This window comes from Kitasatospora sp. NPDC004240 (assembly GCF_053603215.1).
In genome coordinates, this window is record NZ_JBSGFD010000149.1 from 1 (window position 1) to 22,145 (window position 22,145).

General features: G+C 71.9%; 19 protein-coding genes and 2 pseudogenes. 14 read left to right on the forward strand and 7 right to left on the reverse strand.

Annotation, left to right across the window (positions count from 1 at the left end):
* Positions 1-1,323 (reverse strand): annotated as a pseudogene (locus ACWEQL_RS30770) (hypothetical protein); the annotation flags it as partial.
* A 450-nt stretch (positions 1,324-1,773) separates the two neighbouring features.
* Between ACWEQL_RS30770 and ACWEQL_RS30775 the strand changes: the two are divergent.
* Positions 1,774-3,246, forward strand: coding sequence for a hypothetical protein (locus ACWEQL_RS30775; protein ID WP_452153624.1), 1,473 nt, complete (start codon positions 1,774-1,776; stop codon positions 3,244-3,246).
* 219 nt (positions 3,247-3,465) lie between these two features.
* Here the strand turns inward: ACWEQL_RS30775 and ACWEQL_RS30780 are convergent, their stop codons facing one another.
* Together ACWEQL_RS30780 and ACWEQL_RS30785 are read right to left on the reverse strand one after the other, a co-directional pair.
* Positions 3,466-4,002, reverse strand: coding sequence for a GNAT family N-acetyltransferase (locus ACWEQL_RS30780; RefSeq protein WP_452153625.1), 537 nt, complete (start codon positions 4,000-4,002; stop codon positions 3,466-3,468).
* A complete protein-coding gene (locus ACWEQL_RS30785; protein WP_452153626.1) occupies positions 3,999-5,261 on the reverse strand; it encodes a helix-turn-helix transcriptional regulator in 1,263 nt (420 codons plus the stop codon). The genes ACWEQL_RS30780 and ACWEQL_RS30785 overlap by 4 nt, the downstream gene beginning before the upstream one ends.
* 317 nt (positions 5,262-5,578) lie before the next feature.
* Here ACWEQL_RS30785 and ACWEQL_RS30790 point away from each other — a divergent pair, with 317 nt between their 5' ends.
* The 9 genes from ACWEQL_RS30790 to ACWEQL_RS30830 all read left to right on the forward strand — a co-directional run bounded on the left by ACWEQL_RS30790 (position 5,579) and on the right by ACWEQL_RS30830 (position 13,835).
* A complete protein-coding gene (locus ACWEQL_RS30790) occupies positions 5,579-6,529 on the forward strand; it encodes an NAD-dependent epimerase/dehydratase family protein (protein ID WP_452153627.1) in 951 nt (316 codons plus the stop codon).
* 34 nt (positions 6,530-6,563) lie between these two features.
* Positions 6,564-7,532 carry a thymidylate synthase gene (locus ACWEQL_RS30795; RefSeq protein ID WP_452153628.1) on the forward strand — a complete coding sequence of 323 codons (969 nt, stop codon included), beginning with the start codon at positions 6,564-6,566 and terminating at the stop codon, positions 7,530-7,532.
* A 2-nt stretch (positions 7,533-7,534) separates the two neighbouring features.
* Positions 7,535-9,256 carry a carbamoyltransferase family protein gene (locus ACWEQL_RS30800; protein WP_452153629.1) on the forward strand — a complete coding sequence of 574 codons (1,722 nt, stop codon included), beginning with the start codon at positions 7,535-7,537 and terminating at the stop codon, positions 9,254-9,256.
* A complete protein-coding gene (locus ACWEQL_RS30805; protein ID WP_452153630.1) occupies positions 9,253-10,308 on the forward strand; it encodes a hypothetical protein in 1,056 nt (351 codons plus the stop codon). Before ACWEQL_RS30800 ends, ACWEQL_RS30805 begins: the two co-directional genes overlap by 4 nt.
* Positions 10,305-11,147, forward strand: coding sequence for a radical SAM protein (locus tag ACWEQL_RS30810; protein WP_452153631.1), 843 nt, complete (start codon positions 10,305-10,307; stop codon positions 11,145-11,147). Before ACWEQL_RS30805 ends, ACWEQL_RS30810 begins: the two co-directional genes overlap by 4 nt.
* A gap of 104 nt (positions 11,148-11,251) precedes the next feature.
* Positions 11,252-11,761: a topology modulation protein gene (locus tag ACWEQL_RS30815; RefSeq protein WP_452153632.1), complete on the forward strand. Its 510-nt coding sequence runs from the start codon at positions 11,252-11,254 to the stop codon at positions 11,759-11,761.
* 36 nt (positions 11,762-11,797) lie between these two features.
* On the forward strand, positions 11,798-12,598 hold the full coding sequence (locus tag ACWEQL_RS30820) for a class I SAM-dependent methyltransferase (RefSeq protein ID WP_452153633.1): 801 nt from the start codon (positions 11,798-11,800) through the stop codon (positions 12,596-12,598).
* Entirely contained in the window at positions 12,595-13,374 is a 780-nt protein-coding gene (locus tag ACWEQL_RS30825) for a phosphotransferase (RefSeq protein ID WP_452153634.1), read from the forward strand. The genes ACWEQL_RS30820 and ACWEQL_RS30825 overlap by 4 nt, the downstream gene beginning before the upstream one ends.
* Positions 13,371-13,835, forward strand: a complete 465-nt coding sequence (locus tag ACWEQL_RS30830) for an NUDIX domain-containing protein (RefSeq protein WP_452153635.1) — start codon at positions 13,371-13,373, stop codon at positions 13,833-13,835. The genes ACWEQL_RS30825 and ACWEQL_RS30830 overlap by 4 nt, the downstream gene beginning before the upstream one ends.
* 624 nt (positions 13,836-14,459) lie before the next feature.
* Here the strand turns inward: ACWEQL_RS30830 and ACWEQL_RS30835 are convergent.
* From ACWEQL_RS30835 to ACWEQL_RS30845, 3 genes are all read right to left on the reverse strand, one after another.
* Entirely contained in the window at positions 14,460-16,133 is a 1,674-nt protein-coding gene (locus ACWEQL_RS30835) for a BNR-4 repeat-containing protein (protein ID WP_452153636.1), read from the reverse strand.
* A 177-nt stretch (positions 16,134-16,310) separates the two neighbouring features.
* Positions 16,311-17,636 (reverse strand): ABC transporter substrate-binding protein, encoded by a 1,326-nt coding sequence (locus tag ACWEQL_RS30840; protein WP_452153637.1) that lies wholly within the window; start codon positions 17,634-17,636, stop codon positions 16,311-16,313.
* Between the two features lie 157 nt (positions 17,637-17,793).
* Positions 17,794-18,252 carry an ATP-binding protein gene (locus ACWEQL_RS30845; protein ID WP_452153638.1) on the reverse strand — a complete coding sequence of 153 codons (459 nt, stop codon included), beginning with the start codon at positions 18,250-18,252 and terminating at the stop codon, positions 17,794-17,796.
* Between the two features lie 217 nt (positions 18,253-18,469).
* Between ACWEQL_RS30845 and ACWEQL_RS30850 the strand changes: the two genes are divergently transcribed.
* Positions 18,470-19,138 carry a GntR family transcriptional regulator gene (locus tag ACWEQL_RS30850; RefSeq protein WP_452153639.1) on the forward strand — a complete coding sequence of 223 codons (669 nt, stop codon included), beginning with the start codon at positions 18,470-18,472 and terminating at the stop codon, positions 19,136-19,138.
* Between the two features lie 200 nt (positions 19,139-19,338).
* Here ACWEQL_RS30850 and ACWEQL_RS30855 read toward each other — a convergent pair whose 3' ends face one another.
* On the reverse strand, positions 19,339-20,115 hold the full coding sequence (locus ACWEQL_RS30855; protein ID WP_452153640.1) for an SDR family NAD(P)-dependent oxidoreductase: 777 nt from the start codon (positions 20,113-20,115) through the stop codon (positions 19,339-19,341).
* Between the two features lie 106 nt (positions 20,116-20,221).
* On the opposite strand from ACWEQL_RS30855, the gene ACWEQL_RS30860 reads away from it, so the two are divergent.
* The 3 genes and pseudogenes from ACWEQL_RS30860 to ACWEQL_RS30870 form a co-directional block, all read left to right on the forward strand.
* Positions 20,222-20,872: a bifunctional 4-hydroxy-2-oxoglutarate aldolase/2-dehydro-3-deoxy-phosphogluconate aldolase gene (locus ACWEQL_RS30860; protein WP_452153641.1), complete on the forward strand. Its 651-nt coding sequence runs from the start codon at positions 20,222-20,224 to the stop codon at positions 20,870-20,872.
* On the forward strand, positions 20,857-21,849 hold the full coding sequence (locus ACWEQL_RS30865; protein WP_452153642.1) for a sugar kinase: 993 nt from the start codon (positions 20,857-20,859) through the stop codon (positions 21,847-21,849). The genes ACWEQL_RS30860 and ACWEQL_RS30865 overlap by 16 nt, the downstream gene beginning before the upstream one ends.
* A gap of 29 nt (positions 21,850-21,878) precedes the next feature.
* Positions 21,879-22,145: pseudogene (locus ACWEQL_RS30870) on the forward strand (hypothetical protein); the annotation flags it as partial.

Here is a 22,145-nt window from a genome sequence, read left to right on the forward strand (position 1 = left end):
GATCAGCACCCCACCGGCGCCGGCGGTCAGGGCCAGCGCGGTGCCGTTGCCGCCGGTGTGCGCGAGGTCCGCCCCGGCCTCGCCGGAGCGCGCGGCGCCCGAAGTGGCGGCGGAGGATGCCGTGGTGGACGCGGTGGGCGCGGTGTCGCCGGCCGGGTCCGCGTCGTGCACACCGGCCGGGTCGTCGTCGCCCTCCGGGTCCGGGACGGAGGCGTCGGCGGAGGGCGTGGCGGCGGCGGTGGGAGGCACCACCACGGCGGCCCCGCCGGCGGCGGGGGCGGGAGCGGAGGTGGCAGCGGCTGCGCCGCCGAGGGTGACGGTGACGGTGGCCCGGTCGGCGTCCAGTGCGCCGACGGTCACGGTCAGGCCGGCGGCCTCGTCGCGGAGCGTGGTGACGGCGCCGTCGAGGTTGCCCGAGGAGGGGGTGAGAGGGCTGGCCTTCCGGTACTCGCCACCCGGCACCCGGTAGGCGTAGACCCCGTTCAGGCGGCCGTCCAGGGTGTCGGCCTGCCGCCGGTACTCCAGGACCAGCCGGTCGTGGCCCACCGGCACCTCCAGCGCGCGCACGCCCGGGTCCTTCCCGTACAGGGGCCGCAGGGTGAAGGTGCCGGAGGCGGTCACCCGCTGGTGCTCGCCGGTGCCGAGCCAGCCGGTGTGGATGAGCTGGGTGGCCGACAGCCCGACGCCGGTTCCCCCTCCGCCCATGGGCGACTTCCTGCCGACCCCGGCGGGTTCGCCGCAGGCGGCCAGGGCGCCGTTCGCGCACACCCGGCGCAGCTGGTGGGGCAGGCCGAGGTTGTGGCCGAACTCGTGCGCGACCGCCGCCAGCGACGGGGTGCCCTTGCCGGCGTTCATCCAGCTGACCGGGCCGCCGACCTGGGCCAGCCCGGCCCAGGCGCAGGGCACGCCGGGCAGGACGATGGACAGGCTGTCGTAGTCCTTGCCCTTGCGCAGCCCCTTCTGCGGCAGCTGGCGTTCGATCTCCTGACGGGCCGCGCGCGGGTTGCAGTCGACGTGCCATGGCAGGGTCAGCGGGCCGATCACCTTGTCGGCCACGGCGGGCACGTAGGCGATGCGGCCGCGCGACACCGCGCGGTAGTAGCTCTGCAGTGATCCGGACGCCCCGAAGTACCGCTCCGCGAGGGCCGCCCGGTCCGTGCCGATCTCGGCGTGGTGCTTGTCCTCGAAGTCCGCGAGGACGACCAGGACGCGATCGGTGCGGGTGCCGTCCGCCGCCGCGGGTACGGCGCCCACGCCGGAGACGGAGGCCAGGAGGGCGAGGGTGGCCGCGGCGGTCAGGGTCCGGCTGATCGTGGCGTGCATGGTGCTCTGTGCTCCCGTGTCGAAGGGGTGTGACAGGGGGAGGACCCGCGGGCGCCCGACCCCTCCCGCGCCGTGATGCATTCGTTATCGAGCGGATGGCCCGGCGGCCGGGCCCGGTGAGGTGACGGTGGCCGGGTCGGGGCGGGGTCGGGATCGATGCCACCGGGCGTACCGGTACGTCGGCACCGGGGTCGCACAGCAGCGGGTTGACCAGCACATGGCATTCGAACGGTGCGGGCTCGACCTCGGCCATCGGGTTCCGGACGCCCGTACGGTCCCCGTCCCGCCGCACCGGCCCCCTTCCGTCCGGGACCGGGCCGAGGGTGCGCTCCGAAAAAATCCGGACTCACTCCCGTAACGTGCCCGCCCCATGGCGGAGAAAGGATGTCCTCCAGTCCACGGCGGGGGCCGGTCGGGAGGCCTCCGGCAGAGAGGTCAGGGCGGGGCTCGATGTCGATGCAGGAGCTGGGGCCGACCGCGGCCGATGTTCAGTCACTCCGCTCGGAGCTGGACGAACTGCTGCGGGCCCGGCAGTTCGCCGCGCAGCGAGTACGCCGGCTGACGGAGGCCATCCACACCGGCCGACCGACGGTCCGCGGCAACGGGCTCGGTCCGGATCCTGCCCACCGTCACGGCCACGCTCCGTCCGCACCGCCACCCGACCAGGAGCTCCTCCGACAACTCGCCCAGGCGCAGGCCCTGCGGGAGGGCCTGGGCGTGCGCTGTCTGGAGCTGAGCGACCGGCTGCTCGCGCTGGAGGACCGACTGCTGTCGGAGCGGCGCTTCTCCGGCCACCCCGGCGCCGAGGCCGACCATCGCACCGCGGCAACGCCGGTGGCCGGACCCCCGCCGCACTCTCCCGTCGGTCCCGCCGCCGGCGGAACGACCGCCCGGCCCACCCCGCCCGCGGAGCCCACCCCGCCCGCAGCGCCCGCCCGCAAGCGCCTCACCGGCGCACGCTTCGGTACCGTCTACCAGGACGAGCCCGAGGTCACCCTCCCCTCGGCGGGGGCCCAGCCGTTGCGCGGTGCCCGGTTCGGCGGACTCCGGACCTCACCGCCGGAGCCGCAGCACGGTGACGTCCCCACCGACCCCCACCCTTCCGGCGCACCCCGGACCGACGTACTCCTCCCGGACCCGCCCGTGCCCGCACCGGCCGTGCAGACTCCCCGCCTGCGGTCGCCGGGCGAACTCAGCGCTCTCGTAGACCGGGTGGACGGACTCCACCGCAGTGGCGCGGCGCACGAGTCGGCCGCGATCGTCGCGCAGGCGGCCGCGACCCTGGCCCCGGCCGACGTGGCGAGGCTCGTCGAGCTCCTGCGCTCCGGCGGCCCGGCGGGTTCGGCCGCCTATCTGGCGCGGTCGGTCGCCCACTGCGCCCCCGAGCAGGCGGCCGGCACACTCGCCGAACTGCGCCGCTCCGGGCAGGTGGACGAGGCCGCCGAGCTGTTCCACGCGCTGTGGTCGGCGCCGACGGCGGCGCTTCCCGCCCTGCTGGCCGCCCTGGATCAGGCCGGCCAGGCGGCGGACGGGCAGACGCTGCTGTGGGAGCGCGCGTCCGCGCCGTCGGCCGAACTGGCCGATCTGGCGCTGCGGTTGTGGGAATCGGGCCGCGCCGCGGATGTCCGCAGCCTGCTCCGGCAGGCGGCCGGACGGCCGACCCGCGAAGTGGCGGCGGTGGCGCTGACTCTGGAGCGGAGTCTCGTACCCGGCCTGGTCGGTGAGCTGGTCAGGCGGCGTCAGGCCGCCGATGTCGTCGCGTTCGCCGCCGAGGTGTACGGCGACGCCGAGTTGTACGGGGCGCTGCTCGCTGCGATCGCCGGTCAGGACGAGAGCCGCTCACGCAGCGCCCTCGCTGCCCTCCGCGCGGCGGGCCTGCCGATCGAGCCGCCGCCCCACGCCCGGCCCCGCGGCCGCCGCTGACGTCCATCGTGAACCGTCCGCGTGACCGGCACAGGCCCTCAGTGGGCAGCTGGAAAGAGTATCAAGCCGCGCGCTGAAGCACGGCGTCGGAGGCGGCGTGGAACGGCTACCGGGGCAACGGTGGCGGCTACCGTCAGCCGACCGGAAGGCTCGAAGGCCTCAAGCTATGGCCCGGGCACAAGTACAGAATCGCGACCCGGGCTGGGCCTGCCTGCCCGTTCAGGCGATGCAATCGCGAATCATGGCCACGAGCGGCGGTGCGTCCGGGTTCGGCTGGACCTCGTTGATGGCCTCGTAGCCCCATGACTCGTACAGCGCGAGTACCTTGCCGTCGCCTGCGGCAGGGTTGACCATCAAGGTGATCCGCCCCTCGGGCCGGCGGCCGGCCAGCTCCTCGTGGATGCGGCGGGCGGCGCCCGTGCCGCGCCACGGTGTGCGGATGCCGAGTTCCTTGAGCGCGAACACCGGCTCGGCCGTGAGTTCGGGAGCCATCGGGTTGGCCATCCGGGTCCACCAGCGGTCCCCGGACTCGATGGTGTTGCCGTAGGCGTAGCCGATCGGCTCGCCCTGGACGTACCCGATGACGGTTTCGAAGCCGGGCTCGGTGCCGTGCCGGTCGAGGCGGTCGGCGAACGTGGCGACCGTGTAGTTGGGCAGGTGGAGCAGCGGTGCCCGGACGTCGGCGTAGAGGTCGAGCAGCGTCTGTCGTGCGAGGGATGTCAGTTCGGGGAAGTGGCGCAGGTCCAACTCCGTCACGCGGGTGTCCTTCGGTTGTCGTGGGCGTACTGGCTCCACAGTTGCGTATGGGGGCTGCTCGGCGCCACATCCTTCAGGGCGGACCCGAAGCGGTCGAGCATGCCGGCTACCCGGGGGTGCGCGGCCAGCTCGGCCGGGATACCCATGGCGGTGCTGACGGCGGGTTCGAGGTCGCCCTGGCCGAGTTGGGCGCGGGCGAGCCGCGCGTGGGTGATGGCCCGGCTGCGCTGCATGTGTGAGCGGAGCAGGGCGAGGCTGTGGTGGGCGTGGGACTCGGCGTCCTCGTAGCGGCCGAGCGCGAGGTGCGCCGCGAGTGCGAGCGAGTCGAGTTCGGCCTGGTCGTAGTGCGCTGCCAGCCAGACCGGGCGGGCGAGGCCGCCGCCGGCCCGGTCGAGCGCGTCCTGGGCGCGGCCGACGGATCGGCGGACGGCGTTCACATCGCCGGTGAGGCCGTGGATCGCCGCGTGTCGGGCATGGCCGAGGGAAGCGAACAGGGGGTCGCGGCGGGCGATCGGGAGGTTGCGGGCGACGTCGTTGGCGGCGAGGGCGTCGCCCGGCCGTCGCATGTGCCGGTAGAGGCTGCCGGCGTGGGACCAGATGCGGAACTGGATCGCACCGTCCCCGGACATCGCCGCCAGGCTTGCCGCGTGTTCGTGGTGACGCAGTGCGGCGTCGAAGCGGCGGCCGTCGATGGCAGCCCACATGGCGGACGACGTGAAGGACGCGGCGCAACCGAAGAGTGCAGCGCGGACACGTTGGCTGGCGGTGCCCTGCTGCTGGATTGCGAGCGCCTCGTCTGCAAGGGCTTCGGCGCGCGCTTCGATACTGAGTTTGCCACCGTGTCGGTGATCACTGGCGATCACATCGGCGAATCGGGCGTTGAGCCGTTCCACGTCGCTGTGGCCGATCCTGCGCGTTGTCGCCGGCGCGGGGGAGCCGACCGCCAGGGTGGCTCCGGTCACGGCGGCTATGAAAGATCGTCGCTTCACATCGTCCTCCGGGTGTGCGCGGTGGCCCTTGCCGGGTGGGATGAACCCGAGGTCTGGACCAGTACACCCGAATACTGCCCTGAGCGCTTCCCGATGTTTTGCTGGAGGCCAACTGCTCTTGCCTGTAAGCCAGTTGTGAACGGTTCGCTCTGATACGGTGCCCGGTTTTCCTGTCAGTCCGTCGATCTCGCCGTTGACGCGGCGGGCCAACTCGGCCTGGGTCAGGCCGAGGTCGTCCATGAACCGGCGAAGTGCGAGGTTGTCCGCCATGCACACAAAGTAGCGCCGCGGTCACGTGGGAGGCAGGTGTTCGAGTAATGGAAGGGTCAAGTTTTCCGGTCAACTGTGAGTGCAGACCACAGCACTTTTCCTGACTCCTGGTGCCTTGAGCGTCGTTGACTGGATGCAGTCGGCCGGGATGGCAGCGGAACGGAGCACCGTAGAGTCCCCGGCCGTCGCTGCGAGACCTACCTGGCGGAAGCCAGGGGTCCACGCCTTTGTGCCGTCAACGCCAACTCAACTACCAGTAGGGAGCCTTCATGAACGATTGCCAGGCCTCGGGGCATCGTAGGCTGCGCCGGGTCGTCGTGACGGGGGCTGCCGGATTCATCGGCTCGCACCTCGTCGATGCGCTCCTGGCCGATGGCATCGCGGTCGTCGGGGTGGACCGACGCGACCCGCGCGTCGACCCCGTCGCAGCCGCCAATCTGGCGAGTGCCCTGGGCAGCCCGGAGTTCGTCTTCGTGAGCGCTGATCTGCGGACGTGTCCGCTGGAAGCCATGCTTCTGGACGCGGACGCCGTGTTCCACCTCGCCGCCGTGCCTGGCGTCCGTGATTCGTGGGGCGAGCTCTTCGGCGAGTACAGCGCCTGCAACGTTCACGCGACGGAACGCGTCCTCACCGCCTGCGAGGCCGTTGGAGTCCCACGGCTCGTCTACGCGTCGTCCTCCAGCGTCTACGGTGCCTCCTCCGGTCGTCCCGTCCCGGAGGATGCTCAGCCGCGGCCCGAGTCGCCGTACGCCGTCAGCAAGCTGGCGGGTGAGCAGCTGTGTCTCGCCCATGCGCGCAGGACCGGCTCGACGGTCACCGCCGTAGCGTTGCGGCTGTTCACCGTGTACGGGCCTCGTCAGCGACCGGACATGCTGATCGGTCGTGCCCTGGCGGCCGCTCTAGGTGGCTCGGCGCTGGACCTCTACGGTGACGGGGGCCAGCGGCGCGACTTCACCTTCGTGGGTGACGTGGTCACCGGTGCCATCGCCGCCGCGAGGACGCCGTTGGCCAGTTCGGTTCTCAACATCGGGGCCGGCATCAGCACCAGCGTGCTGGACGTACTGAAGACGGTGGAGGGGCTGACCGGCAGGACGGTGCCCGTCAACAGGCTCCCCGCCCAAGCCGGGGACGTCGACTTCACCCTGGCCGACCACTCCAGGGCGGTCGAGCTTCTCGGCTGGAAGCCTCGGACGACCCTCGTCCAGGGCATCTCCCGCCAGCTTGCCCACCTCACCACCGCCAGCTCCCCGCAGGCCGTCACGGCCTGAACCGAACTGGCCTGCCGTCGAACGGAGTACACCAATGCTCGTCACCACCGCGGACAGCGCCAACGTGCTGTTCACGCGCGCCAGTAGGACGATCCTGGCCGAGGGCCGGACCGTCGCGCCGCGAGGCATGACCACGGCCGAACTCATGGGTGCCTACCTCAAGCTGTCCGACCCCACCGCCCGGCTGGTCCACCTGGCGCCGCACCGGGTGTTGAACCCCGCCTTCGCCGCCGCCGAGACCGTGTGGATCCTCTCCGGATCCAGTGCCGACTGGATCCACGACTTCAACAGCCGCTTGGCCGGGCTCACCGACCACGGAGCACTCCAGGGTGCCTACGGTCCCCGGCTCCGCCGCTGGCAGGGGCACAAGGATCAGCTCGACTACGTCCGGCAGCAGCTGACTCGGGACGGGGAGAGCCGGCGCGCGGTCATCCAGATCTTCGATCCCGGGCGTGACACGGCCGGCCACAAGGATGTCCCCTGCACCCTCGGCTACCGCTTCTACCTGCGCGACGGCCGCCTGGAGATGCACACCAGCATGCGGAGCCAGGACGTATGGCTCGGCCTGCCCTACGACCTGATCACCACGACCGTCCTGCACGAGCTCATGGCCGGCTGGCTCGGCGTCGGGGTCGGCGACTACCACCACCACGTCGACTCTCTGCATCTCTACGCGCAGCACCAGGACGCGGCCTGGAACCTTGCGGCCGATGCCCCTGCCTCCCGCGCTTGGGAGCCGCTGGGCCTTCCGTGGGAGGACTTCGACCAGGTGCTGAAGCAGGTGACGGCCGGCGAGGCGGTGGGGCATCCGGTTTGGGACGGCTTCGCCGCCGTCCTGGCCAGCTATCGGCTGTGGAAGTCCGGGCGGCGCGACGAGGCTCGTGCCAGTGCCGCGGAGGCGGTCGGGCCGCTGCCCGACGCCCTGGAGCTCTGGTACGACCAGCGCGAGCAGCAGATCCCGCTCGCCGAGATGCCCACCCCGTCGATCCCTGCGAGGAGGTGAGCGTGTTGGCCGCGAACCGCAGCACCGTGCTCGGTCTGTGCTCCTACACACATGACTCGGCCGCCGCACTGTTCGTCAACGGTCGGCTCGTCGGCTTCGTCGAGGAGGAGAGGCTCAGCGCGGTCAAGCACGACAAGAGCTACCCGGCCAAGGCTGTGGACTGGCTCCTCGACGAAGCCGGCCTGACCCGTGCCGATATCGGCACCGTCGCGTACAACTTCACCCCGCAGCGCTACCTCCGGGCGATCCCCTCAGCCCTCGCCCATACCCTGCGACCGGCGACGGCGGCCAGGGCCTTGCCCCGGGCCCGCTCGTTCGCTCAGGTCGCCACCAACACCCGCCAGCGCCTGGCCCGCCTGGCCGGGGCCTTCCCGAACGCCGCCGTACAGCCCGTTCTGCACCACCGCGCCCACGGGTTGTACGCCTTCGCCGCCTCCGGCTACGAGGAGGCCGCCGTCCTCGTGGTGGACAGCCTCGGCGAGACCCAGACCACCACCATCGGCCACGCGCGGCAGCGCGCGAGTGGGTGCTCCTACCGGATCGTGCACGCCCTCGACGACCCGGCCTCGCTCGGATACGTGTACGGCGCCGTCACCGAGCACCTGGGCTGGCGGCGCGGGGACGAGGAGGGCACCGTCATGGCGCTGGCCGCCCTCGGCGACCCGAAGCGGTTCCGCTCGCTGTTCGCCAAGGCCGTCAGGCTCACGACCGACGGGTTCGTCCTCGATCACCGGCTGATCGCTTTGCGGGTCATGGACGGCCGCTACCCGCGACTGACCGCCGCCTTCAGCGGCCTCACCTGCCCACCCCGCCGACCTGACGAGGAGCTCCAACCGGTCCACGCCGACCTCGCCGCCGCGCTCCAGGAGCGTACCGAGCAGGCGATGCTCCACCTGGCGCGGATCGCTCGCGAGCGGACGGGTGCCCGCCTGCTGTGCGTGGGCGGCGGGGTGGCGATGAACTGCGTCAGCATCGGGAAGATCATCGCCTCCGGCCTGTTCGACGAGGTCGCCGTACCGCCCGCGCCCGGTGACTCCGGCACCGCGATCGGCGCTGCCGCCGCGGTCCACCTCGACCGGCACGGGGACCTTCCGACCGGGCTGGCACGGGCCTGTTACCTCGGCCCGTCCTTCCCCGGCCTGGAGCTGCCGGCCGAGCCGCAGCCGGGGATGAGCGCCCGGCGCCTGAACGACCCGGTCGGCTTCGCGGCTCGCGAACTGGCCCAGGGCACGATCATCGGCCTGTTCCAGGGCGAGTTGGAGGCAGGTCCACGCGCTCTCGGGCACCGCTCGATCCTCGCCTCACCGCTGCGGCCCGGCGTCGCCGACCGGCTCAACGCCACGGTGAAGTTCCGCGAGCCGTTCCGGCCGTTCGCCCCCGTGGTACTGGCCGACAAGGCCGCGGACTACTTCACCCTCGGCCAGGAAGCCCCGTTCATGTCCATGGCCTCCCCGGTCACCGACCTGGCCCGCGAGACGATCCCGGCGATCGTCCATTCCAATGGCACCGCCCGGGTGCAGACCCTCGCGCCCAGGGACAACCCGCTCCTCGCCGACATCCTCACAGCCTTCGCCGAGATCACCGGCGTGCCGGTCCTGATCAACACCTCCCTGAACGTGAAGGGAAAGCCGATCTGCGGCACCCCGGAGATGGCACTGGACTGCCTCGCCGAATCCGGCCTGGACGCACTCCTCATCGAGGACTGGTGGGTGACCAAGGCATGAGGGTCGGCTACAGCTACTGGGGCTTCCTCGGTTCCGGGATCACCGACACGCCCGACGGCGGCCGGAGCCACCGTCGCATCCTGGTGGACGGCCTGATCGCCGCCGGCCACGAGATCGTCTTCCTCCAGGCCAACCGTGACCTTGCCGAGGCCGGCACCGACCTCACCAGCACCTACCGATGGGACAGCGGCCTGCCTGAGATCGACGTCTTGTTCCTGGAGTGGCGCTGGCCGATCCCCGGCCGCAACACCACTCCGTGCGGCAATGGCGGCCACACCTGTGACCTCCACCGGCAGGAGGAGCTCCTGAGCCACTACACCTTTCGGCGCTCCGTCCGTACGGTGCTGTGGGACAAGGACCGGCAGTTGCCCGCCGAGGACCCACTGCGGGCCACCAGACACGTGCAGGTGTGCGAGCCGGCTCTCCACCCGTCGCCGGGGGCGGCCAGCCTGCTCTTCCCGGTCGCCGACGACGCCCTCGACCGGGCCTATCCGGCCGCCCTCGCAGCAAGGGAACGTTCGCTGCCTCTGGTCTACATCGGCAACCAGTACGACCGCGACACGGCCTTCGACCAGTACTTCGCTCCGGCCGCTGGCCGGGTGCCGCACCGGGTGGCCGGCAAGTGGACCCGCACCGGCCGTTGGCCACAGGTGAACTTCACCGGCCGCATCCCGTTCGACGAGGTTGCCCCGCTCTACCGCTCCGCCGTGGCCACCGTGCTCCTCGCACCCGATCGCTATGCGCGAAGCGGCCAGTTCACCCAGCGCCTCTTCGAGTCGGTGCTCGCCGGCTGCCTGCCCATGGCCCCGTACACCCTACGAGCCGCCGAGACGGTTGTGCCGCGCGAGCTGATCGTCACAGGCGGGAGCGACATCGTGGCCACCGTCACCGCACTCACCCGGATTGCGGGCAGCCAGAGCCATGCCGACCTGATCGCCCACTGCATCGACCGGCTCGACCCGTTCCGCCTCACCCGCCAGCTCCGCACCCTCAACGCCGCGCTGGCCGGCGCCACCATCCCGCCGCTGCTGATCGAAGGAGCCCGCGCGTGAACGCGACCACCCCTGTCCTTCCCGGAATCCAGCGGGTCGACAAGCTGTACCTGGAGCTGCTGTTTCGCTGCAACTTCTCCTGCACCACCTGCTTCCACGGCGAGGACCTCAAGCGCCCCGACGCCGTGACCATCGAGGAGGCCGCCGCGGCGCTCACCTATTTCGCCGCCGCCTACGACTGTCGCTGGGTGTGCCTGCTCGGCGGCGAGCCCCTCCTCTTCGAGGGGCTGCCGACTGTGCTGGTCGCCGCCAAGTCGCTCGGCTACCGCACCGAGATCTGCACCAACGGCTACAAGCGGCGCGCCATCCTCGCGCAGGCCGCCGACCACCTGAACATGCTCCGGGTCTCCCTCGACGGCGGCACCGCCGAGATCCACGACCGCATCCGCCGCCCGGGCTCCTTCGCCGCCGCCTTCGACACCCTCGCCTGGGCCGACGGCCGGAACCTGCCCTTCGGCGCCACGTGCACGCTCACCGGGGAGAACATCGCCACCGTCCCCGCCCTGGCCGAGCGGTTGCGTGACCTCGGTGCCCGCGACCTGACGCTGCACCGCGTCCGGCTGGTCGGCAATGCCGCCGACAGCGGTACCAGCGCCGTCACCTGGGCACAGACCCAGTACCTCCACGAACAGCTGGCCGGCATGGACCTGGGCGAGATGACGGTCAACACCGATATCCTCCTGCCCGAGCGCTGCCCGCCGCCCAGTGACGTTGTCGAGAAGCTGGAGATCTCGCCTGACGGGCGGGTCTACCTCTCGTGCGCCGAGGTCGCCGGCCCGGGCCGGGAGGTCCGCTACGACTTCGGCCGGGCGGCCCTCGTCGCCGTCGCGGCCGCGTGACCAGCGCGAAGCGTCCCGGGCCGGCCAACGGCCCGGGACGTGAACCGGGAGGCCGGAAGCGAGCTCGGCCCGGTTCGCCGCACGGCTCGGTAATCTGTGGCGGCATGGACAGGATTGCCATCATCGGCTGCGGCGGCAGCGGCAAGACCACCGTCGGACGCCAGCTCGCCGAGAAGATCAACGCTCCCGTCACTCACCTCGACGGCGTCTACTACGACTCCGACTGGAACACCCTCCCGCCGGAGAAGTTCGCCGCCCTCCAGGAGGAGTTGGTCGCCGAGCCGCGCTGGGTGATCGACGGGAACTTCGCCTCCACCCTCCCCATCCGCCTCAAGCGGGCCGACACCGTCGTCTTCCTCGACATCCCCCCGATCGTGTGCCTGTGGGGCATCCTCCAGCGCCGACGCCGGTATCGCGGTGGCCAGCACACCGAACAGGGTGTCTTCGACCGTATCCACTGGGGCTTCATCCGCTACGTCCTCGGCTTCCGGCGCCAGATGCGGCCCAAAGTCCGCGCGCTGATCGCCGAGCACGCCGGCCACGCCCACGTCGTCACGCTCACCAGCCGTCGGGCCGTCCGCCGGTTCATGGCCACCGTGCCCCGGCAGACATGACCTGACTCCCATCCACCGGGAAGGCCCCACCTGTCCATGATCGCCAACCCGTTCCTCGACACCGACCGCGTCCGCCACGACCTGTACGCCGACGCCGACCGCATCACCCGGCGCACCGGTGCGCTGGCCCGGGCCAAGACCGCCGGCCCGCATCCCGCCATCGTCATCGCCGACCTCGCCGCGACCGGCCTGCGCGGTACCGTCCTCGACATCGGCTGCGGACGCGGCACCACCACCCTCGCGCTGGCCGACCGGCTCGCCCCGCCGCGGCTCATCGCCTTCGACCAGTCCGCCACCCTCCTCGCCGAGGCCCAGACCAGGCTCACCGGCCGGGTGGGCGTGGAGTTCCGGCGGGGCGACTTCCACACGATCGACCTCCCCAACAGCTCCGTCGCCGTCGCGGTGGCCGCATTCTGCCTCTACCACTCGGCCCGGCCCGCCACCGTGATCGCGGAGGTCGCCCGCTGCCTCGCCCCTGGTGGCCTGCTGATCACGGTCACCAAGGCCGCCGACAGCTACCGCGCGCTGGACGAAGTGATCGCCGCCAGCGGTCTGGACCCCGCAGCCGTCACCCGGCCGAGCCTGTACGAGACCTTCAACAGCCACAACCAGGCGGACATCGTGGCCGGCTGCCTCGACGTGCAGCAGGTCATCCACCACGAACACCGCTTCCGTTTCACCGACGCTGACCACATCGCGGCGTATGCGTCGACCAACCCCAAGTACCAACTCCCGGGCGAGGAAGCCGATATCGCCCAGCGACTGCGGGACACGATCGGCGACGGCCCACTGGAGACCGCCTCCACCGTCACCTACGTCGTGGCCGCCCGCTCGTGAGGCTCTTCACCAAGGCCTACGCGACGCCCGAGGCGTGCCAGCAGTCCCTGGCCCACTACCGGTGGCTCGCGCGCGCCGATCCCGAGGTGCGGATTCCCCGGATCATCCGGATCCGCTCCTCCGCGATCGACTTCGAACATCTCGACGGCCACCACGGCGGCCCTGACGACCTGACTGTCCTGGCCGACCTCCTCGGGCGGCAGCACACCACGGCTCACGTCCGCGAACTGCACGCCGCCCGCATGAACGTGCCGCACACCCGAGGTGGCATCACGATCGCCGGCTTCGCCGACGGCCGCCGTGAGCGCCTTCACCACCTCCTGGCGTCCGGTGCCGTGCCGGACCCCGTCCTGACCTGCGAGGCCGCGCAGCGCTGGGTGGAGCACGCCGCCACGTTGCCGGCCGCGTTGTACAAGGACGCCAACCCGCGCAACTTCCTCATCATGGACGCCACGGTGGCCGTCATCGACTTCGACTCCATGACCCTGGCACCCTTCGGCTACGACCTCGCCAAGCTCGTCGTCAGCACTGCCATGACCTCGGGCCCACTACCCGACGACGCGATCCGCCGAGCGGTGGTCGCCTACAACCATCACCCCCTGCGGAGCGGCCTGCCCGGGTGCGCCTGGCGCGAGTTCGCCGCGTGGTGCGAGTTCCACCACGTCCTCACCGCGCCCTACCTCGGCACCAACGACTATCGGTTCAGCTGGCACACCGTCAGGCCGGTATGGATCACCGACCTCCTTCGGTACTTCGACAAGGAGTCTGCACCATGACGAGCAAAAGCGTGATGAACAGCCGGAACACCGTCTGCGTCATCGTCCACGACCGGGACACCGACACCATCGCCGCCCTGCACTACGCCGCCCGAAGCTGGTGCCCGCAGCCGGCCTGGACCGTCCCCGGCGGCAAAGCGGAGCCCGGCGAGCCCCTCGACGAGGCCGCCGCCCGCGAACTCAAGGAGGAGACCGGCCTCGTCGTCGACCCGACCGACCTCCGACTCGTCCACGTCATCCACGTCGAGCAGGGCTGGGACCAGCAGGGCCAGTTCGTCCTCTTCGTCTTCGCCACCGACCGATGGAGCGGCGAACTCACCAACACCGAACCGGACAAGCACCTCGCCGCGCAATGGGTGTCGTCGGACCGCCTCCCCGGACCAGCGTTCCCGACGGCCGCACAGGCGCTCGCCGCGTACCGGGCCGGTCACTCTGCCTTCTCGCGGTACGGCTGGAGCTGACGGCCGGCCTTCCCCGAAGCGAGCGCATGGACCGAGTCGGAACCCAACGCTGCCGCCCCGCTGAGTGATCGGGGCGGCAGCGCGGTGCTGGTCCAGACTTTGAGGCCTGGACGCCCGGGAACATCCGGGAGACGCACTCCGCTGCCCCGTACTCTGGGGCAGGTAGGCCATGAGCTCCCCCCGTGCTCGTCCGTACGCCGAAGATTGCTCGTTCGAGCTACGCGCAAGCCGTGCCCTGACCCATCGGAGAGATAGGGCGAGCGGATCCGCTACTGGCCAGGAAGAGCCGAGTCGAGCTGTGCTTCACCTCGCCCTGTGGGCGCTGCGCCCCGGTACGGGCTGTCAGAGGTTCGTGCCAGGGCGGGCAGGTCGCATCTGGTTGCTTGCACTGTCCCTATCATCGCGCCATCCATGCGTCATTCCACGAAAGAAAACCCCGCGCGCTGTCCGAGCCCAATCGGCCGTGGTGCGACGACCACTGGAACCTATGGTGGATCCGATCTTGCGGGTGCCGGGCGCGGAGGTAAGGGTCCGAGGCATGTCGGCCACGGGGCCGCCTCAGGTGGGGGTGCCGGCCCGGCACGCTGCAAGGGGCGTGCCGGGCCGGCAGGGGGACGGGGCCGGTTACGGGGCGAGGAGTTCGAGCTCGCGCAGGCGGATCGCCTTGGTGGTGACCGCGGTGGCGAAGGTCTGGGTCACCGTGGTCTGGGTGTTGCCGGTGACCGCGGTGCCGGGGATGTCGGTCCACTGGTTGGCGCCGTCGAGGTACTGCAGGCGCCAGTTGGCGATGGGGTACTGCGGGGCGGTGAGTTGCCAGCCGGTGTGGACGACGGCCTTCTTGACCGTCTGCGGCTGCTGCCAGGTGATCCTGGCCCAGTGCTGGGCGGTGGTGTCGGCACTGGTCCAGCGGCAACCGGACTCGGCGGAGCCGTCGTTGATGTCGGTGGCGGGGTAGGCGGGGTCGTTGGTGCTGTCGGCGGTGGCGGTGCCGCGCAGGGCGAGGTTGGCGCCGGCGGTGGCGGAGATGTCGGCGAGGTCGATCGAGGCGACCGTCTTGGTGGAGTGGAAGTTGACGATCTGGGCCGGCGCGTTCTTCTCACGGGGGATCTGCGGGGCGCGGACGTCCATGCCGCACTCGTTGGCCAGGATCTGCGGGGTGAAGGTGACCCCGTCCGGCGAGGTGTAGCGGACCAGGGCGTGGCGGTCGCCGCTGGCCTCCTTGGGCACGTAGACCTCGAAGCCGCCGGCGGAGGTGACGCGCAGCCGGGCGTGGTACTTGTGCTCGGTCTCGGGGGAGACGGTGGTGTAGCCCCAGCTGCCGTTGGCGTAGTGGGCCATCAGCAGTTCGGCGTGCTCGAAGAAGTCCGCGGCGGAGGTCTCGCGGGAGATGAGGATGTACGGGTCGCCGGCGGGGGTGGAGTCGATGGAGGAGGCGAAGACGTACTGGCCGGAGTAGGCGACGTCGGCCTGCGCGCGGCTGACGGGCAGGGTGTAGGCGGTGCCGTCGCGCTTGGTCCAGGTGGTGCCGCCGTCGGCGCTGCGGAAGTACAGGATGTTGTGGAAGTCGCTGGAGGTGTTGGTCTCGGTGCGGCGCTGCGACATCGCGATGTGGAAGGTGCCGTTCTCGGACCGGTCGACGGTGAGGTAGTTGCCGTTGTGGCCGGCCGGGTCGTTGAGGTCGACGATCGTGGTGACGGTCCAGTTGGCCCCGGCGTCGGTCGACTTCGCCATCTGGATCTTGTCGCCGTAGGTGGAGTTGCCGCCGGCGCGGAAGAAGACGGTGACGGTGCTGCCGTCGGCGAACAGGTACGGGTAGGTGCCGCGGTCGACCGGGACGGTCTTGGTGTCCCACTCGGTGATGTCGTGGGGGCGCTTGGACTTGGAGTAGACGGCGTTGCTGGCGTGCATGCCGTGGAAGAGGTGGATGTAGCCCTGCGCGTCCACGGCGGCGGAGGCGTAGTAGTGGTAGTTGGTGCCGACCGTGGCGACCGGGCTGGTGGCGCCGTAGGTCTTGGTGGCCAGGTCGTAGGCGACGGCGCGGGTCACCCCGCCGTCGGCGAGGTAGAAGGTGTAGTACGTGCCGACGGCCTGGTCCCAGACCGTCTGCTGGGCGTAGAAGCCGGTGGCGTCCTGGCTGTAGCCGTCGGTGGCGATGGTGGTGACGGGGGCCGAGGAGGTCACCGGGTCGGCGGGGGCGGCTCCTGCGGGGGTGGCCGGTGCGGCCAGGCACAGCAGCGCCGCGAGGGCGGTGGCGGCGGCGCGGCGGCCGAGGACGGCTGATCTTCGCAGAATTCCCATGCTGTTGTTCTCCGTGCAACGGGATTGGGTGGTGTGGATGGTATATCGCATCCGATTCCCGGAGTCACGGGTTCCGTCAAGGGTAATTTCGCCCATTTTTTGGATCATTGTCCGGGCAGCCCGAAGCGCCCGGCGGCTGCGGGTTTCTGCCGCCGGGCGCGCTTCCCCGCGGCGGGGTCAGCCTCCCCGCAGGGCCTTGTCGACCTTGCCGTCGATGGCCCGTAGGGCCTGGTCGACGGCGGTGCGCCCGTCGATGCCGGCCGTCACCTCGGACTTCTGGGCCTCCCAGCGGGCGGCGAAGCCGTAGCGGTCCTGGACCAGGAGGTCCGGGGTGTTGCGGTCGAACTGGGTCATGATCGCCGACCAGCTGGGGTCGGAGTGGTAGAAGGAGTCGACCACGACCTTGGTCTCGCCCGGGACCTTCGCGGTGTCGTACGGGAAGATCCCGTGGAACTCCATGAACTGGGTGCTGATCGACGGCGAGGTGATCCAGCGCATGAACGTTCCGGCGGCGCCGGGGTCGGGCAGGCCGGCGCGGGCGACCAGGCTGTGGCCGCCCACCGCCGAGCAGCCGCCCTTCGGGCCGACGGGCATCGGCGCGACCGCCCACTTGCCGTTGGTCTTCTGGTTCCCGGCGGCGATGTCGGAGATGACGCTCTGGTAGAAGGAGAACATCGCCACGTCGCCCTCGATGAAGCCGTTCAGGGCGCTCGGTCCGGGGGTGGAGATCTTCTCGGTGTAGAAGGACTTCATGTAGTTCATCGCGGTGCGCCCGGCTTCGGTGTTCTGGGTGGAGGACTTGAAGTCGGGCGTGGTGAGGGAGCCGCCGGCCTGGCAGAGGAGGCTCTCCCAGGTGGGGTTGATGGCGTTCGGGTGGTCGTCCATGCCCTTGAACTGCCAGCCCATCACCTTCTTCCCGGACGCCGCGGAGCGGCTGGTGATGGCGGCGGCCGTGGACTTCAACTCCTCCCAGGTGCGGGGCGGTTCGGTGAAGCCGTACTTCTGCAGGATGTCCTTGCGGTAGAGCAGGACGTTGACGTCGAAGTACAGCGGGGCGCCGTAGAGCCGGCCCTGGTACTCGTTGACCTTGACCAGGGGGCGGTACCGGCCGAGGTCCTCCGGGGTGTAGCCGAGCGAGTCGAGCGGGGCGAGCCTGGCGGCGGTCAGCAGGTCGAGTTCGAGCCCGTTGTTGGCGAGCCAGACGTCGGGGCCCTGGCCACTCAGCACGGCCTTCTTGATGGTCTCCCGCCCGGTCTGCCAGTCCAGGACGGTGAGTTGGACCTCGACCTTGTTCTGCGAGGCGTTGAAGTCGTTGATCAGGGCCTTGAGGTTGTTCGGCCGACCGATCCAGAACGGCATGGTCCAGAACGTGATCGTGGTGCGACCGGCGGCCCGGGGGGCGGGCTCGGCGGTGCAGGCGGCGGCGGTGAGGGCCGTGGCGGCGGCCAGGGTGGTGGCGATGAGCCTTCTGGTGACGGGTCTTCTGTGGGGCAGGGGCGCCATGGGGTGCGGAACTCCTCGGGTGGCGGAGTCGGGGGATGATGGCGCATGGTATTCGATATACGAAACTCGGTGCCAGGGTGGTTACCGGATCGTGTCGTGGACCGGTCCCCGTGGTGTCCGCCGGGGTGGGTCGCCACGCCGCTCGTCCGCGGGCCCGTCAGGCCGTCAGTTCGGCCCAGACCAGCTGCCCGGTGCCGGTGCGCAACGCTCCCCACGCGCTGCTGAGCGCGGCCACCAGCAGCAGGCCGCGGCCGCCGCAGCTCTCGGCGGTCCCGTCGGACCCGGTGGCCGGGACGCACTCGCGCGGTTCGAAGCCGACACCGCGGTCGCGGATCTCCAGGCGGACCTTGCGCGGTCCTCCGTCCGGGCCGGACACCGACAGGGTGGCGAGGGCGGGGGTGCCGCCGTGGCGCACGGCGTTGGTGGCGAGCTCGCTGGCGATCAGGGTGAGGTCGTCGGCCAGGTGTGCCAGTCGCCAGTCGGCGAGCCGGGCGGCGATCCAGCCGCGCAGCCGGCCCGGGGCCAGGTCGTCGGCGGCGAGCTCGTACCGCTGGACCCGGGCCGCTCCCGACGGGCGCGCGGTGCCGGGCGGGAGCGTGGTGGCGATGCGAGGCATGGGAGCTCCTCGGCTGGTGGGGGACGGTGCGCGCCCGGCCGGGGCGGCATCCGCACGCCGACCGAGGGATGCCTCAAGTCGACAAGGCGAATATAGTATACGAAACTGGATCAGGCAAGGATGCTTCGGGAAAATCGGGCAAAGCGGCAGGTCGAGGCGATGAAAGAAGGGGCCGCGGGAGGGTCTTGCGATGGCAGATATCGCATACGATAAACGAATGGAACGCAGCAGCTGGGCGGAGCGCATCCCCGCCGTGAAGAGCAAGGCCGACCTCGCCTACGAGAGCCTGCGGGGCGCCATCGCCGTGGGGGACCTCAAGCCCGGTGAGCGGATCAACATGGACGAACTCGCCCGGAGCTTCGGCGTCAGCAAGATCCCGATCCGCGAGGCCGTCAAGCGACTGGAGGCGGACGGGCTGCTGGTCTCGCGCGTGCACGCCGGCGTCGCCGTCGCCACCGTCGACGTCACCGAGATGCGCGGCGTCTTCCTGGCCCGGGAGGCGATCGAGGCACTGGTCGCCGAACTCGCCGCACAGCGGATCGACGAGAGTCGGCTCGCGGAACTGGACGAGATCCAGCGGCTGATGCGCGACGCGCTGGAACGGGACGCCACCGACGAGATGGCCGAGCTGAACTCCCGCTTCCACGGACTGCTCGCGGAGGCGGCCCGGTACCGGGTCCTGGCCGACCTGATCGAGCAACTGCTGCTGACCATCCGCCGCTACCGCATCACCGCGCCCCTCGGCGAGCGCAACTGGCGCGCGGTGGTCGAGGAGCACGACGCCGTGGTAGAGGCGCTGCGCCGGCGTGACCCGCGGGCGGCGGCCGAGACGGCGCGTGCCCACATCCGCGCCCGGACGGCGCACGAGGTGGAGAAGGACGGGTGACCGCTCCCTCCGGCGACGCCAGGGGCGGCGGCGCGACACGGCGGCGGCGCGCGAGGTGATCGGGCGCCGCCGCCGTGATGCGATCCCGGCCATGGGGGTCGGGATCGGGCGGTGCGGCCGACGGGGGTCGGGCCGGCCGCACCGGGTCGGTGGGTCACCGGGTCCGGGCCCGGTGGGAGCGGGAGCTCAGGCGCCGGGGCTCAGCGGGCGTCGAGCGGCGGCAGGCCCAGCTGCCCCCGGTGGCCGTCCCGCAGCAGGCTGGCCGGGCTGACCACCGAGGCGCCGGCGTCCAGCACGAGCTCGGAGCCGGTGAGCATGCCCGCCGCCGGGGAGGAGGCGAAGGCGACCGCGTCGGCGATGTCCCGGGCGTCGAGCACCGTGCGCATCGGGTTGCTCTCCCGCAGCCGCGCCAGGTCCTGTTCGCCGGGCGCGAGCCGGGACTCGGTCGCCGGGGTGCGCACCCAGCCGGGGGAGAGGGTGACGAAGCTGATGCCGTACCGGCCGTAGTCCACCGCCAGCTGACGGGTCAGCGCGGCGATCGCGCCCTTGGCGGCGGCGTATGCGGGCAGGCCGGGCGCGGCGGTGCGGTGCAGGACCGAGCCGACGGTGACCACGGCGCCCGTACCGGCGGCCATCATCACGGGCAGCACCTCGCGTGCGCACAGGAACACCGAGCCGAGGTTGGCGGACAGCACGCGCTGCCACTCCTCGTCGGTGGTCAGGTGCAGCGGGCTGCCCTCGGTGATGCCGGCGCAGGTGACCAGGACGTCGAGGCCGCCGAGTTCCTCGACGGCCAGGGCGACCGCCGCGTGGACCTGTGCGGGGTCGGTCACGTCGGCCCGGTGGAAGGTGACGCCCGCCAGCTGCGGATCCGTGAGGTCGAGGCCGGCCACGCGCAGGCCGTCGGCGACCAGGCGGGCGGCGACGGCGCGGCCGATGCCGCCCGCCGCGCCGGTGATCAGGGCGGTACGGGTCATCGAGGGAACCTTTCGTCGGGTGGCGGTGTGCGGTCGGGGAGGGGCAGCCTGGAGTGCTAAAAGTATACGATATCCTAAAGTCCTCACCCGAGCTCCGGAGGCCCCCGTGCAAGCAGACGACCTTCTCTCCGCCCTGCGCGACCGCAGGATCCTGGCGATCGTGAGGGGCAACGACCCGGACGCCGCCCTGGATGCGGTCCTCGCCCTGTTCGGCGCCGGCGTCGACCTCGTGGAGGTCTCGCTCACCACCACCGGCGCGCTCAAGGTCATCGAACGCGCCCGGGCGGCCCTCGGCCCGTACGCGGCGCTCGGCGCCGGCACCCTGCTCACCGCCGCCGACACCCGCGCCGCCGCGCGGGCCGGCGCCGCCTTCGCGGTCACCCCCGGGATGACCGAGGCGGTCGGCGAGGCGCAGTCCCTGGGCATGCCCGTCCTGGCGGGCGCGGTCACCCCGACCGAGGTCGCCATCGCGTACGCGGAGGGCGTGACCGCGGTGAAGCTGTTCCCCGGCAGCCTGGGCGGCCCCGGCCACCTGCGGGCGCTGCGCGACCCGTTCCCCGACGTGCCCTTCGTCCCCGTCGGCGGGGTGGACGCCGAGGCCGCCCGCGGGTTCCTCGCGGCCGGCGCCCTCGCCGTCGGCGTCGGCGGCCCGCTGGTCGGCACGGCGGCCCGCACCGGCGGTGACGTCGCCGGGCTGCCCGCCCGCATCGCCGCCTTCCGTGCCCTCGCCGAGGAGTTCCCGTGCCCGACGTCCTGACCCCGCCCCACACCCCGGCAAAGCCCGACGTGCAGGCCCGGCCCGACGTCCTGACCCTCGGCGAGGCCATGGCGGCCCTGCGCGCCGACCGCCCGCTGAGCCTCGGCGGCGACCTCGCCCTCTCGGTGGCCGGAGCCGAGGCCAACGTCGCCATCGGCCTGGCCCGGCTCGGGCACTCGGCGCGCTGGGTCGGCGTCAACGGCGACGACGAGTTCGGTCGCCTGGTCCTGCGCACCCTGCGGGCCGAGGGCGTGGACGTCTCGCACGCCGCCGTCGACCCCGCCGCGCCGACCGGCCTGGTGGTCTTCGAACCGCGGGTGGCCGACCTGATCCGGGTCTCCTACTACCGCGCCGGCTCGGCCGGGTCCCGGCTCACCCCCGGCCACCTGGGCGCCGCCCTCGCCGAGGGCGCCCGGATCGTCCACCTGACCGGTGTGACCGCCGCGCTCGGCCCCGGCCCCCGGGCCGCCGTCGAGGCCGCCGCCCACGCCGCGACCGGCGCCGTCTGCCTGGACGTCAACTTCCGCGCCAAGCTCTGGTCGCCACAGGAGGCCGCCGCCGCGCTGCGCCCGCTCGTCCCGCTGCTGGACATCCTGGTGGCCTCCGAGGACGAGCTCGCCCTGGTCGCCCCGCCCGGGGTCGAGCGCGAGGCCGAGTGCGTCGAGGCCCTGCTCGCCCAGGGGGTCGGCGAGGTGGTCGTCAAGCGCGGCGCCGCGGGTGCCGAAGTCTTCACCGAGGACGGCTCCGTCGAGCGGCCGGCGGTCCGGGTCCCGGTCCGCGACACCGTGGGCGCCGGGGACGCCTTCGTCGCCGGCTATCTCTCCGGCCTGCTCGACGGGCTGCCGCTGGGGGAGCGGCTCGACCGCGCGGTCACCACCGGGGCGTTCGCGGTGGCGGCGGCGGGAGACTGGGAGGGCCTGCCCTTCCGCGAGGAGCTGTCCCTGCTGGACGCCGCGCCCGGCACCGCGCTGCGGTGACGGTGGCCGGAGGAGAGGAGGCGGTCCGGATGCCGGCCGACGAGGGGGAGCCCGACGTTTCCGGGGGCGGCGACTGGCGGCCCTGCGCCCCCGGGCGCCACCAGCTGGGCGAGGGGGCGCGCTGGCACGCGGGGCGGCTGTACTTCGTGGACCTGCTCCGCGGCACCCTGTACAGCTGCGGCCCCGGCGGCGCCCCGGACGGCGCCCGGCGCGAGTTCGACCTCGGCCTGCCGCTGGGCGCGGTCGCCCCGGTCGCCGGACGGCCGGGGGAGTGGGTCGCCGCCGCCGGACCGGGC